Raw genomic sequence first — 12,198 nt, 5'->3', positions numbered from 1 at the left:
CGAAGGAGGGAGAAGCAAATGGCTACTGAAAAAATTACAATGCCCCAGCTCGGCGAAAGTGTAACGGAAGGAACAATTAGTACATGGCTCGTTAAAGTTGGAGATCAAGTAACTAAATATGACCCAATTGCTGAAGTAATGACAGATAAAGTAAATGCAGAGGTTCCATCCTCCTATACAGGGATAATCAAAGAGCTTACTGCAGACGAGGGTGATACGGTTGCTGTCGGTGAGTTAATTTGCTATATCGATACAGAGGAACCGAGTAATCGTACCGAATCTACTGAAAGCAAACTAGCAGAAGCAGAGCCTTCCAAACCAACAGATGTAGATGATTCGATGAAAAAACGCTATTCTCCTGCAGTGCTTCGATTAGCACAAGAAAACGATATTAATTTAGAACACGTAACAGGTTCAGGTCGTGGAGGAAGAATTACAAGAAAAGACATCGAAAAAATAATTGCTTCTGGTGAAATTCCAACAGATATAGGTGAAATGAAAGAAACGATTCAAGGTTCGTCTAGCACGAGAGATGAAACAAAAAATGACATATTTGTAGAAACGAAAGCCGGTGATATTGAAATTCCTGTCAAAGGTGTTCGTAAAGTAATAGCTGAAAATATGGTCAAATCAAAACAGGAAATCCCTCATGCTTGGATGACTGTTGAAGTTGATGTAAGTGATCTTGTAACATATCGGAATAAAGTCAAGAATGCTTTTAAAAAAGATGAAGGATTTAGTTTAACTTATTTTTCCTTTTTCGTAAAAGCAGTTGCACAAGCCTTGAAAGAATACCCTCAATTAAATAGCATGTGGGCAGGCGATAAGATTATTCAGAAAAAGGATATTCACCTTTCGATTGCTGTGGCAAAAGAGAACGAGCTTTTTGTTCCAGTTATTAAGCATGCAGACGAAAAAACAGTTAAAGCAATTGCTCGAGATGTCCATGAACTTGCAATGAAAGCACGAAACGGCAAATTAACTGCACAGGATATGCAAGGTGGAACGTTTACTGTTAACAATACGGGTTCATTTGGATCAATTTCCTCAATGGGGGTTATTAACTATCCACAGGCTGCAATCTTACAGGTAGAATCAATCGTTAAACGCCCAGTAATTATTAATGACATGTTTGCAGCACGTGATATTGTAAATCTCTCCCTATCGTTGGATCACCGTATCTTAGATGGTCTTGTATGCGGCAGATTTTTATCAAGGGTTAAAGAAATACTTGAGAGTATGAATGAGCATACGATCAATTTGTATTAATGCTTTATACTTTCTTCAGATTTATAAATTGAAAAATAGGCCTAGACTTGATAAGCTAAAGAAGAATATTTATACAAATTAACGTAAAGGGATGGAGATGCTAAATGGATTTTAATTTATTCATGCAGGATGTTGTTGATGCTGCACGAAAAGATATAACCGAAGCAGGATATAAAGAGTTAAAAACTCCAGAGGAAGTAGATGCTGTACTTAGTGAAAAAGGAACAACACTCGTTATGATCAATTCAACATGTGGATGTGCTGGTGGAGTTGCACGTCCGGCAGCTGCCCATTCAGTTCATTTTGATAAACGTCCAGATAATCTTGTAACAGTTTTCGCCGGTCAAGACCGTGAAGCAACTGAAAAAGCACGTGAATACTTTGAAGGGTATCCTCCTTCTTCACCTTCATTTGCTTTACTAAAGGATGGCAAGATTGTAACAATGATTGAACGTCATGACATCGAGGGTCATAGCCCTATGGAAGTAACTACAAAATTACAAACAATTTTTGATGAGCATTGTACTGAACTTTAATTGATTTTAGAATAAAAAAGAGACTGTCATGTAAGTCAGTCTCTTTTTTATAACTTGAAATCAGCTGAACAGATTAATTTTTTCAAGGAGTATGAAAAATGAAGATTGGCTATCGGACGATTAAAACAGCTATTGGTACACCTTTAGCTATATCTATTGCTCAGCTATTAGGCTTGACGAACTTTGTATCAGCTGGAATTCTAACTATCTTGTGTATTCAGCCCTCTAGAAAGAGATCTTACTACAGCGCTTTGCACAGGTTTATAGCATGTATCATTGCTACACTATATGCTTACATTTTCTTCGAGTGGATCGCTTATCATCCTCTTGTCCTCGGTATTATGTTAATTGTTTTCATACCTACAACTGTTTTTCTTAAGGTAACTCCTGGTATAGCAACGAGCTCGGTTGTTATTTTAAACTTATACAGTGCTTCCTCCATAACATTGGCATCTCTATTCGATCAATTTCTATTAATTGTTGTTGGTATTGGCGTTGGGCTCTTATTAAATTTGTATATGCCGAGCCTGGATAAACCGTTAAAAGAAAAACAACAAAAATTGGAACAGAATTTCACGATTATTTTATATGAATACTCTCAGTACATTCGATATAAGCATACGACTTGGAAAGGAGACGAACTTGCGGAATCAGAGGATATTTTACTAGAAGCGAATACGCTAGTAGAACGTGATAGAGAAAATCATTTACTACGAAATAAACATCCATATCGAGATTATTTCCGAATGCGAACTAGGCAATTTGAGTTATTGAAAAAAATGCTTCCGCTTGTGTCGAGACTACCAGATGCTGACCCAATTGGTGAAAAAATTGCTGAATTTTTTGAAGGGCTTTCCAAAAATGTTCATCCAGGAAATACTGCAATTATTTATCTTGATCAATTAAAAGAACTACGATCCCAAATTAATGAGGAAGAACTCCCTAAGACCAGAGAGGATTTTGAAGCTAGGGCAAATTTATTCCAATTATTACATGAAATTGAAGATTACTTAATCATCAAGTTGAAATATAAAGAAAGTGATGTTAATGTGTTTAAACGTTTGAAAAATCAAAAAAAGACAAAAAATTAACATGCAAGCTGCAGGCCTTCAATCATTATTATAAAGGCAAAAAAGCAATGTGAAAGCTAATGTTTAACGCTTCATGACACAAATCTCGTGTTATGAAGCGTTAGTTTTTTCCATATGCGATAATAGCATGAATAACTCGAATTTGTTCATGATAACAAATAAGGGAGGTGGGTTTTGATGGCTAAGGATGTATTGTGTGAAGTAAATAGCTGTACGTACTGGGGACCTGGGAACAGATGTCATGCCAATGCGATTTATATTGTTAATCGTAAAGGAAAAGAAGCTTCAAATAGCGAGGAAACAGATTGCAAAACATTTGTCCCAAAAGTTTAATTTTAAAGGGTAACCAATATAATGGTTGCCCTTTAATTATGATATGACCGGTTACTTGCTAGAAAATTGTCCATCTGTAGGTATCTTAATTATGAAAAAGTGAATACTAGTCACCAAAGGAGTGAATTAAAATGCTTAAATTACAAACCGAAATTGAAGGAATGAAAGCATACTTTGGTGATGTACATAAAATATTTAAAACGAATGGATTTACCTTTTGCAGTAATTTTGACTATGATCATGGAAAGTTTGATATGGCGTTATGTCGAGAAGCAGGTGAAACAATTTACATCAGAATTCCCTTTAATGTCTTGAAAGGTGAATTAGATCGTCCCAGTGCATATATTGAATTTGGACAACCATATGTTATCAAACATGTTGTCAATACAGGACTAGATTGGGACGAAAGTTCATTATTAACGACTACCGGGTTCAATCAGTTTCAAAATCCGATTGATAAGGATGGAAACATAATAGATAAAAGTAGGTGGGAAGAAGCTGGAGAACAACACGTACATCGTATTTATCGCTCCATCAATGACTTGCAAATTTCCTAACATGAAAAAATCGGCCCCTCTCCAATAAAGGGTCGATTTTTTCTGTTTACGCTATTCATCCATCATTAATTGGTTTAATTGTTTTATATGGGCTCTGTCTTCATCTAAATTATGCTTAACAATTTCGAGACTTTTCGAGTCCATATCTCCTCGGATAATTTCCTCCACCTGGTGAATACCCATTTCTTGTCCTTTAAGTACACCTTTAATAATACCTTCATTATAGTCAGGGTAATCTTTCATACGCAACATCAATTCTTGCACAGATAACTTCATTCCGTTATCTTCTACGGCCTTACCACCCAGATTTTGGATTTGTTCGGCAGTCTTTGCAGCATGCTGTTTATGCTCTTGCTGAATACGCTGCAGTTCATTTTTAAGTTTTGGGTCATTGGTATGTTTAATGTAATGCTCATATGCGTGGATGCCCATATACTCTCCTTGTAAATACGCATTTAATTCCTTAACAATATCCTTATCGTTCATTTTGATGTAATCTCCTTTAATATAGTTGCCAAATAGATAGTTTTCAGCCTTATTTTGAGTAAGATACATAATTATATACAATTGGAATTTATGAAGTGAGTTCCTAATCTCTCACTAAATTTAAGACTTTATACAGCTTCTGTATCATGGCCGTTTCAAAATAATTATCAAATGGACAACCTAACTGTTGCACTCGCTCCATAACATTGTCAATTGTAAATAAGGTTGGATAAAGTTCTTCGTTAACTTCTTCCCAAAACAGCGGAGTAGCGACGGTCCCTTCTGTTGTCATCCTAGGGGAATATGGTGCAATCAACGTTTTATCTTTGCCATGTTGAACATAATCAATATATAAACGTCCTTTTCTTTTTTTCTTCATTCGCTCTGTTGTAAAGTATTTAGGATACGTATTCTCAATTGTAACGGCGATTGCCTTCGTGAAGGTTGCGGTTTCTTCGTACGTCATACTTCCGGGTCTTAATGGAATATGAATCTGTAAACCCTTGTTTCCAGATGTTTTAACAAAGGAGATAAGATCTAGATCATCTAATAAAGATTTTATAAGTTTGGCTGCACGAATAGCTAAATGAAAATGTTCTCTGTCAGGTGGGTCTAGATCAAAAGCGATTTCTGCTGGTACAGCGCTCCTGACATGCTGAAAAGGGATATGATATTCCACTGCGCCGTGATTCGCAAACCAGATCAATGCATCTAAACGATCGCAAACAAATGTCCGTTCATCTCCAGAAGGTACAGAAGTGATAAAATCAGGGGCATAGTCCGGTAAATGCTTCTGAAAAAAATGTTCTTTCTCGATACCATCCGGACACCGAATAACCGTTAGTTCCCGGTTTTGAAGAAAGGGGAGCATGTATGGAGAAATTTCCCGCATGAACAAAAGAAGATCCCCCTTTGAAAAATTAGCAGTTGGCCATAGCATTTTTTTCGTGTTAGTTAAATCAATTGTCTTAGGAAACATTGCTAAATCTAGCTCCAGGTTTGCGAACGTACATTCTTCCGGTTTGCGTTGTGGTAATAGATCAGCAAATTCAGGTTCCCGTAACTCTTCTTTATATAAATCAAGTGTATGGATAGAAGCACAAATGACTGGAGGCAATAGATAACGTTTTCCTTGTTTTTTCCCATTTGCCATAAATAATTGCTTTACCGTTTGAAACGATTCTCCGTCAAGTCCATGCTTACATTTACCAATCGTTCGTATTTGTTCATGATGAAAAACACCAATATCAAAATAATCGTTGCTCATATCATATGCTGTTAAAAATCCTTGAATTTCCCTCCAATTTTTAATTTTGTACCAATCATGATGTCGCTTTCCAATTTGATAAGTGCTTGTTCTCCTTTTCGCAACAATACCCTCTGCTTTTTGATCAAACATAATTGTGGTAATTAGCTCGTCGCTACGGAATGATTCGATCAGTCGTATACGCGATCCAGTCAGTTTACGGAATATAGCTTCAAGAGCTTTTTTTCTTACGTAAAGTTTTTGGGCTTTATATGAGTTCCCTCTTAACACCAGCAAATCAAACACAATAAATGTAGCTGGCCGAACACGTGCGGCACTTTGGATAGTTTCTTGATTCTTTAATCGTCCTCTCTTTTGGAGCAGGGAAAAATTGCTTTGGTAGTCAGTATTGCAGATAACAAGTTCTCCATCAAATGTTAAGGGTAAAGAAGATTTGATACTTGGATAAAATTTCTTACAAAACGAAGTTATCTCTGGGAAATTTAATGTTAAATCTGTATTATTTCTACTCACTAATGTAATTGTCCCATCCGCACTCCATGTAAACACGCATCTAAATCCATCATATTTCATCTCATAAATCCAATCTTCACCAAGTGGAATTTCAGAAGATATTCTAGGCTTCATAATATCCATTGGAAGCACCTCCATATTCATAAAGTGGCATATTTCGAGAAAATTAATCCATCGAATAGAATTTTAAAGTAACAGCAAACTAAAGAAAAAAGGAGGTTGTTACGATGCATACGATGTGGAAAGGAACTATCAGCTTTGGCTTGGTTAATATTCCCGTAAAGATGCACGCTGCTACCGAAAATAAAGATATTAAACTAAGACAGCTGCATAAGGAATGCAAATCCCCAGTAAAATATGAAAAAGTGTGTCCCATCTGTGAAAAAGAGGTTAAAAACGAAGACATTGTAAAAGCATATGAATATGCCAAAAATAAATTTGTTATCTTAGATGAGGAAGAGCTAGAGTCCTTAAAGAAAGAACAAGAGGACAAAGCTGTTGAAATTCTTGACTTTGTCCAATTAGAGGATATTGATCCGATTTATTTTGAAAAGAGTTATTATTTATCTCCAAATGAAGGAGGGGGTAAAGCATATGGATTATTGCGTAGCGCGCTGAGTGATACGGGGAAAATCGGGATTGCCAAAATGATCATTCGAGCAAAGGAACAGCTTGCAATTATCCGGGTTTACGAAAATGTACTCGTTGTAGAGACCATTCATTATCCAGATGAGGTAAGAAGCGTTCAGGATGTTCCGAATATCCCAGAAGAGGTTGAAATCGTAAAGAAAGAATTAGACACGGCTAAAATGTTGATCGATCAGTTAACGAACGACTTTGAACCTGAGAAGTATACAGATGATTATCGTACAGCTTTAATGGAATTAATTGAAGAAAAGAAAAACAATGAACAGACTGCTACTGGTAAGGAAAAAGCCGTACCAGATAATGTTACGAACTTAATGGATGCACTCCAAGCATCATTGGATAGAGCGAAAAAAGACAAACCAAAGCCAAAACAAGCAAAGCGAAAAACAACAACGAAGAAAAAGGTTGCCACATAAGACATCTCCACTTGTTGGAGGTATCTTATGTGAAAACACCAATTCTTTATTACTGTATATTCTCTCGATTTTCTTTCTCCATTTTATGCAATGTGTGTTTCACTCCCCATTCATGCATTGCTTCTAAAATTGGTTCTAAACTTTTTCCATATTCTGTAATGGAATACTCCACTTTTGGAGGTACTTGCGGATAAACTTTACGCATCACAATATCCTCAGCCTCTAATTCCCGCAGTTGATTCGTTAACATCTTTTGTGTGATTCCTGGCATACTTCGCTTCAATTCGCTAAATCGTTTTGTTCCTTCTTGTAAAAGATTTAACAAAATAATTGGTTTCCACTTCCCAACCAATATTCCTAAAGCGTCTTCAACACGACAAAGTTCTGGTTTCTTTTCCATGTAATCCTCCTAAGTATCTTTTAGTATACTATGTACCATTAAAGTGCGTACTTACAATTTTTCATTATATAAGACATAATAGCATTATATAGAATGTGATGGAAGAAGATTCTTCATTGTTAGAAGGCATTAGGACATTAGAAGTGAAAGGTTGAAGTATGTATGGAAAATTACCGTATCGATACAAGTAAAGGATTGGAGTTTGGACTATACACATTAGGCGATCATATTTCAGATCCACATACAGGAAAACGAATCTCAGCAGAACAGCGAATTCATGAAATTATTGAATTAGCGAAACTTGCTGAACAAGCAGGTATTGACTTTTTTAGTGTAGGTGAAAGCCATCAGGATTATTTCACAACACAGGCACATTCAGTTGTACTAGCGGCCATTGCGCAGGCGACGAGTAAGATCAAGATTGCTAGTTCCTCTACAATTATTAGCACATTGGATCCAGTTCGTGTTTATGAAGATTTTGCAACGATTGATTTAATTTCAAAAGGGCGAGCAGAAATTATAGCAGGACGTGCTTCTAGAATAGGACTTTTTGATTTATTAGGATATGATCTTCGTGATTATGAAGAATTGTATGAAGAAAAGTTTGAACTATTACTTGAAATCAATAAAAATGAGGTTATCAATTGGAGCGGACAATTCCGTGCTCCACTAAACAACGCAAAGGTAATTCCACGTCCGAAAGACGGCTCCCTGCCGATTTGGCGTGCAGTAGGCGGTGCACCTGCCAGTGCTATTAAGGCAGGATATGCAGGGGTCCCGATGTTCCTGGCTATGCTAGGAGGACCAGCGACAAGCTTCAAACGATCGATTGATGCATTCCGTGAAGCTGCGAGTCAAAGCGGGTTTGATCCAGCAGAGCTTCCGATATCAACAGCAGGATTCTTCTATGCTGCCGAAACAACTGGGCAGGCTCAGAGAGAATATTATCCTTATATAAATGAAGGAATGAAGCTAACGAATGGACGAGGCTATCCAAAGCAGCATTTTGCTCAAGGGGCTGATCCAAGAGACGTTATGAATATTGGAAGCCCGCAACAAATCATCGAGAAAATTCTTTATCAACATGAAGTGTTTGGTCACCAGCGTTATATTGGCCAAATGGATTTCGGTGGCGTGCCATTTGAAAAGTTAAAGAAAAACATTGAATTGATTGGCACAGAAATTTTACCGGCAATTAAAAAGCATACAGCAAGAAAATAGGAGGGAAGCAAAGTGAAGATTGTTGCTTTATCCGGCTCAAAAGTTGGTACGAAAACAAAAACAGCGATGAATTACACAGTGAAATCAATAAACGATAAAATTCCAGAAACGGATGTGACACTGATTGATTTAGCTGACTATGATATTCAGTTTAGTGACGGACGTAACTATTTAGAATATGCAGGGGATACGAAGTATGTAGCAAAAACAATCATGGAAGCAGATATTATCATAATTGGAACGCCAATCTTTCAAGCATCAATCCCAGCTACATTAAAGAATATATTTGATTTACTGCCGATAAACGCATTTCAAGATAAAATAGTCAGTCTGCTTGTTACAGCAGGTTCTTCCAAGCATTATTTAATTGCAGAACAGCAATTAAAACCAATACTTGCATACATGCAAGCTCAAATTGTCCAAAAGTATGTATTTATAGAGGAGAAGGATTTTTATCGAAACGAAATAACGAGTGATGATGTGTTATTTCGAATCGATCGCTTAATTGAAGATACAGTCTTACTAGCAGAGACCTATATTAAAATCCGTAAAGAAAAAGAAGCAGCTTATGGATTTTAAGCCGGTTACTTATTTTTTCAAAGTCGTCTAAAAAAAGGCGGCTTTTTCTATTATCTAGAAAAATTTGCAATAAAGAATCAAAAAAATATTATTAAGTAGTAAAATAAGTGTGCCATTTGAAATGATAAATTCTAGAAATCATAAATTTTTCGTAAACCAATGAAACAGATCTGTTTTTAGAAATGCGTGTGGTCACGGAGGATTTCAGAAATTTCTGGTGAAGAAGCAACATAATGATTTGGCTGTTTTTACTAGGAGGACTTATCTTTTTTATTACTTTATAATCCAAAGTGAATCTAGGTACGTGAAGAAATCTTATTCTTTATTATTCATTCAGGTGTTATATACTTTATTTATACCGAATTCCATTTGCTGCCTTTTCTAATTCCTTCCAGTTTAATATTTGAATTGAGTTTTTTTGTCTTTCAATAATACCTTGCTCGATTAAAGAAGCTATTACACGGTTGAGATGTCGATAAGTCGTACCTAGCAAACTGGCTATTTCTTTAACGCTCGAGGTCTGTAATTCGATCCCGAATTCGTTATCCGCATCAGGAGACAGCGTAGACATTAGATAACTTGCAAACTTGTTTTCAACAGATGCTAATAAATTTACACGAGAAGCTGTTGTACATGTTTGAAGTTTAAAACTTACATGTTCTAAAAGCATATGTAAAAGTCTTGGGTTGTCTATTTCATATTTTTTGATGTAATCAAAAGGAATGCCGATCACTAAACATTCATCGACAGCTTGAACTTGTGACTGAACAGGAACATCTCGAATTAATTCAATATCACCAATAACAGAAAGGGGATAAATAAAACGTAATAACAGTGCTTTTCCGGTTTCAATACTTGATGTTATTCTAGCTTTACCATTGACTAAGAATAATAGGGAATTCATTTCCATCCCTTCAAAGCGTATAATTTCCCCTGAATGATATTGCTGCATATGATATGGCAGTTGTTTTGATTGATGAAACATTCTATTAATTTGAAATTCCTCTAAATATTTCTCCAATAACTCTGAATCTTGAATATTTCGCATGAAAATCTCCTTTTTTGGGACATATGTCCTTTTCATTATAAGATAAACTGATAATATGGACAATAAATGAAGAAAGAAGGGATAAAATGAAATTTGTATTCGATTTAGATGGGACAATCTGCTTTCACGGCAAGCCTGTCTCAGAAAATCTACTCACATCGATAGAAGATCTAAAAGCAAAAGGGCATGAAGTTATTTTTGCTTCAGCCAGGCCAATACGAGATCTACTGCCTATCTTGCATGAGCGTTTTCATCATTACCCCATGGTTGGTGGGAATGGATCTATGGTTGCAGCAAACGGAAAAATCATTTCAACCATATGTTTTAGTGAAGAAACAATGGCAGCTACGGGCCGCTTACTAGAAGCATTTAACATCACTTATTTAATTGATAGTGAATGGGACTATGCTTACACTGGACCAACTGACCATCCAATATTAAATAATCTGGATCCACTAAAGCGAGCTAAGAACGTTGAATTACATAAGTTATCATCCATTATAAAGATACTAATACTTACATCAGATGATAGAAAAGAAGTATTGAAACGACTTAGTAAAATGAAGGTGGTTGTGCACATCCATGGAGATGAGGGCATCTTCGATATTAGCCCTGAAGGTATAGATAAATGGAGCGGTTTGCAACAGTTGGGAGTGAAAGAAAGGGAATACATCGCATTTGGTAATGATTCGAATGATAGAACGATGTTTCAGCATGCTGGTCATACTGTAATGATAGGTGATAATCAGCAGTTAAAACCATTTGCATCAGAGCAATTATTCATCGAACAGGATATAGAACGCAAAATAATAAATAGATTAGATAAGCTAGCAAGCCCACATATGTTACAAATATAGCGTTTACAGAGAATTAACTTAGGCTAGTAAACCACCAAATCTTACTCTTTAAACAGGTAAGATTTAATGGAGAAAACCCTATAATAGAGGGGTTCCATTGCCATTTTTGTACCAGCTGTGTCTTCCAAGTTAAGCATACGGCATTATGTATATTGCCAATTTTGATTGTTGCTGCAACCGCCTAAATGAGCCCTAAGTATTATCTTCTTATATTTCCAATGACATGATTGAATTTATTGATGACGCTATTATCAATTATTCAAGGTGATTATCAATTAAACTGATTTAGTATAAAATTCCTCGGGTCTATATACTTCGTTATCAATAATTACTATAAATAAAAGGTCATTAGGTCGATACTTATGAACGAGAATAGTTAATATCTACGGGCTCGGGTATATTACAAGAGATTGATACTAGTCTTATGCACAAGTTGAACTATTCGAAGGGGCTTGATACATTTAAAGTCCTGGAAACTGTACAGGAAACCGAGTAAATTCTTTAACTTTGCGCTTCATTCTGTTAGGGACACCTCACAGAATGAAGCTATTTTAACATTATTTTTTTTGATTTTTATTCAAAATAGTCCTCAATTCTTTAATATCCTCTTCAGACAAAGATTCTTGTTCCATGAACTGAACGAGCATCGATTTTACCGTTCCGCCATAGATTCGCTTAATAAAAGAATGTGCTTCAGCTCGCTGACATTCTTCCTGAGAATAAATCGGATAAAAAGTATAGATTCTTTGATTTTTATTAATACCGACCACTTCTTTTTGCGCAAGACGATCAAGAAGCGTACGTACAGTTTTCGGTTTCCAGTCCGTTTTTGCCTGTAAAGAGGCTATCACTTCATTCGCTGTCTGCGGTGCTCTCTCCCAGAGCACGTTCATGACTTCCCATTCTGCTTCTGAGATATTAGGTATATGTTTAGACACTGCTACTAACCTCCCGATCATATTTGTTGTAAAGTATTT

14 protein-coding genes are annotated in these 12,198 nt (G+C 36.1%); 9 read left to right on the top strand and 5 right to left on the bottom strand.

The genetic code is table 11. From position 1 onward, the window contains the following. The first annotated feature begins 18 nt into the window (after positions 1 to 18). The 5 genes from D1B32_RS13140 to D1B32_RS13120 all read left to right on the top strand — a co-directional run bounded on the left by D1B32_RS13140 (position 19) and on the right by D1B32_RS13120 (position 3,786). Positions 19 to 1,269, top strand: coding sequence for a dihydrolipoamide acetyltransferase family protein (locus tag D1B32_RS13140; RefSeq protein ID WP_118889629.1), 1,251 nt, complete (start codon positions 19 to 21; stop codon positions 1,267 to 1,269). Positions 1,270 to 1,373: 104 nt separating this feature from the next. Continuing rightward, positions 1,374 to 1,805, top strand: coding sequence for a BrxA/BrxB family bacilliredoxin (locus D1B32_RS13135; RefSeq protein WP_095306933.1), 432 nt, complete (start codon positions 1,374 to 1,376; stop codon positions 1,803 to 1,805). A gap of 98 nt (positions 1,806 to 1,903) precedes the next feature. Next, positions 1,904 to 2,896, top strand: coding sequence for an aromatic acid exporter family protein (locus D1B32_RS13130; RefSeq protein WP_095306932.1), 993 nt, complete (start codon positions 1,904 to 1,906; stop codon positions 2,894 to 2,896). A gap of 177 nt (positions 2,897 to 3,073) precedes the next feature. Continuing rightward, positions 3,074 to 3,229, top strand: a complete 156-nt coding sequence (locus D1B32_RS13125; protein WP_095306931.1) for a DUF1540 domain-containing protein — start codon at positions 3,074 to 3,076, stop codon at positions 3,227 to 3,229. 131 nt (positions 3,230 to 3,360) lie between these two features. Next, on the top strand, positions 3,361 to 3,786 hold the full coding sequence (locus D1B32_RS13120; protein ID WP_095306930.1) for a YugN family protein: 426 nt from the start codon (positions 3,361 to 3,363) through the stop codon (positions 3,784 to 3,786). A 51-nt stretch (positions 3,787 to 3,837) separates the two neighbouring features. Here the strand turns inward: D1B32_RS13120 and D1B32_RS13115 are convergent, their stop codons facing one another. Both D1B32_RS13115 and D1B32_RS13110 read right to left on the bottom strand, forming a co-directional pair. Continuing rightward, positions 3,838 to 4,272, bottom strand: coding sequence for a DUF2383 domain-containing protein (locus D1B32_RS13115; RefSeq protein WP_118889628.1), 435 nt, complete (start codon positions 4,270 to 4,272; stop codon positions 3,838 to 3,840). Positions 4,273 to 4,375: 103 nt separating this feature from the next. Further along, positions 4,376 to 6,175 carry a DNA ligase D gene (locus D1B32_RS13110; RefSeq protein ID WP_118889627.1) on the bottom strand — a complete coding sequence of 600 codons (1,800 nt, stop codon included), beginning with the start codon at positions 6,173 to 6,175 and terminating at the stop codon, positions 4,376 to 4,378. A gap of 104 nt (positions 6,176 to 6,279) precedes the next feature. Between D1B32_RS13110 and ku the strand changes: the two genes are divergently transcribed. Beyond that, on the top strand, positions 6,280 to 7,116 hold the full coding sequence (gene ku, locus D1B32_RS13105) for a non-homologous end joining protein Ku (RefSeq protein WP_118889626.1): 837 nt from the start codon (positions 6,280 to 6,282) through the stop codon (positions 7,114 to 7,116). 49 nt (positions 7,117 to 7,165) lie between these two features. Here ku and D1B32_RS13100 read toward each other — a convergent pair whose 3' ends face one another. Further along, complete coding sequence (locus tag D1B32_RS13100; RefSeq protein WP_095306924.1) at positions 7,166 to 7,516, bottom strand: winged helix-turn-helix transcriptional regulator; 351 nt, start codon at positions 7,514 to 7,516, stop codon at positions 7,166 to 7,168. 162 nt (positions 7,517 to 7,678) lie between these two features. On the opposite strand from D1B32_RS13100, the gene D1B32_RS13095 reads away from it, so the two are divergent. Next, positions 7,679 to 8,737, top strand: coding sequence for an LLM class flavin-dependent oxidoreductase (locus D1B32_RS13095; RefSeq protein ID WP_118889625.1), 1,059 nt, complete (start codon positions 7,679 to 7,681; stop codon positions 8,735 to 8,737). A gap of 12 nt (positions 8,738 to 8,749) precedes the next feature. Next, positions 8,750 to 9,316, top strand: a complete 567-nt coding sequence (locus tag D1B32_RS13090) for an NADPH-dependent FMN reductase (protein ID WP_118889624.1) — start codon at positions 8,750 to 8,752, stop codon at positions 9,314 to 9,316. A gap of 349 nt (positions 9,317 to 9,665) precedes the next feature. Here D1B32_RS13090 and D1B32_RS13085 read toward each other — a convergent pair whose 3' ends face one another. Further along, positions 9,666 to 10,364: a Crp/Fnr family transcriptional regulator gene (locus tag D1B32_RS13085; protein WP_118889623.1), complete on the bottom strand. Its 699-nt coding sequence runs from the start codon at positions 10,362 to 10,364 to the stop codon at positions 9,666 to 9,668. 86 nt (positions 10,365 to 10,450) lie between these two features. Between D1B32_RS13085 and D1B32_RS13080 the strand changes: the two genes are divergently transcribed. Continuing rightward, entirely contained in the window at positions 10,451 to 11,221 is a 771-nt protein-coding gene (locus tag D1B32_RS13080) for an HAD-IIB family hydrolase (protein ID WP_118889622.1), read from the top strand. A gap of 557 nt (positions 11,222 to 11,778) precedes the next feature. Here the strand turns inward: D1B32_RS13080 and blaI are convergent. Then, positions 11,779 to 12,159, bottom strand: coding sequence for a penicillinase repressor BlaI (gene blaI / locus D1B32_RS13075; protein ID WP_095306918.1), 381 nt, complete (start codon positions 12,157 to 12,159; stop codon positions 11,779 to 11,781). Positions 12,160 to 12,198: the final 39 nt, after the last annotated feature.

Origin of the sequence: Oceanobacillus profundus (assembly GCF_003515705.1) — a bacterium.
Classification (GTDB): Bacteria; Bacillota; Bacilli; order Bacillales; family Amphibacillaceae; genus Oceanobacillus; species Oceanobacillus profundus.
Note: the sequence above shows the minus strand (reverse complement) of the source record. Positions and strands in the feature narration are given on the sequence as shown.

Bases quoted from the DNA above. Each gene is read 5' to 3' on its own strand.
- D1B32_RS13140 (WP_118889629.1), top strand. From the start codon at position 19: ATGGCTACTGAAAAAATTACAATGCCCCAGCTCGGCGAAAGTGTAACG.
- D1B32_RS13135 (WP_095306933.1), top strand. From the start codon at position 1,374: ATGGATTTTAATTTATTCATGCAGGATGTTGTTGATGCTGCACGAAAA.
- D1B32_RS13130 (WP_095306932.1), top strand. From the start codon at position 1,904: ATGAAGATTGGCTATCGGACGATTAAAACAGCTATTGGTACACCTTTA.
- D1B32_RS13125 (WP_095306931.1), top strand. From the start codon at position 3,074: ATGGCTAAGGATGTATTGTGTGAAGTAAATAGCTGTACGTACTGGGGA.
- D1B32_RS13120 (WP_095306930.1), top strand. From the start codon at position 3,361: ATGCTTAAATTACAAACCGAAATTGAAGGAATGAAAGCATACTTTGGT.
- D1B32_RS13115 (WP_118889628.1), bottom strand. From the start codon at position 4,272: ATGAACGATAAGGATATTGTTAAGGAATTAAATGCGTATTTACAAGGA.
- D1B32_RS13110 (WP_118889627.1), bottom strand. From the start codon at position 6,175: ATGGATATTATGAAGCCTAGAATATCTTCTGAAATTCCACTTGGTGAA.
- ku (WP_118889626.1), top strand. From the start codon at position 6,280: ATGCATACGATGTGGAAAGGAACTATCAGCTTTGGCTTGGTTAATATT.
- D1B32_RS13100 (WP_095306924.1), bottom strand. From the start codon at position 7,516: ATGGAAAAGAAACCAGAACTTTGTCGTGTTGAAGACGCTTTAGGAATA.
- D1B32_RS13095 (WP_118889625.1), top strand. From the start codon at position 7,679: ATGGAAAATTACCGTATCGATACAAGTAAAGGATTGGAGTTTGGACTA.
- D1B32_RS13085 (WP_118889623.1), bottom strand. From the start codon at position 10,364: ATGCGAAATATTCAAGATTCAGAGTTATTGGAGAAATATTTAGAGGAA.
- D1B32_RS13080 (WP_118889622.1), top strand. From the start codon at position 10,451: ATGAAATTTGTATTCGATTTAGATGGGACAATCTGCTTTCACGGCAAG.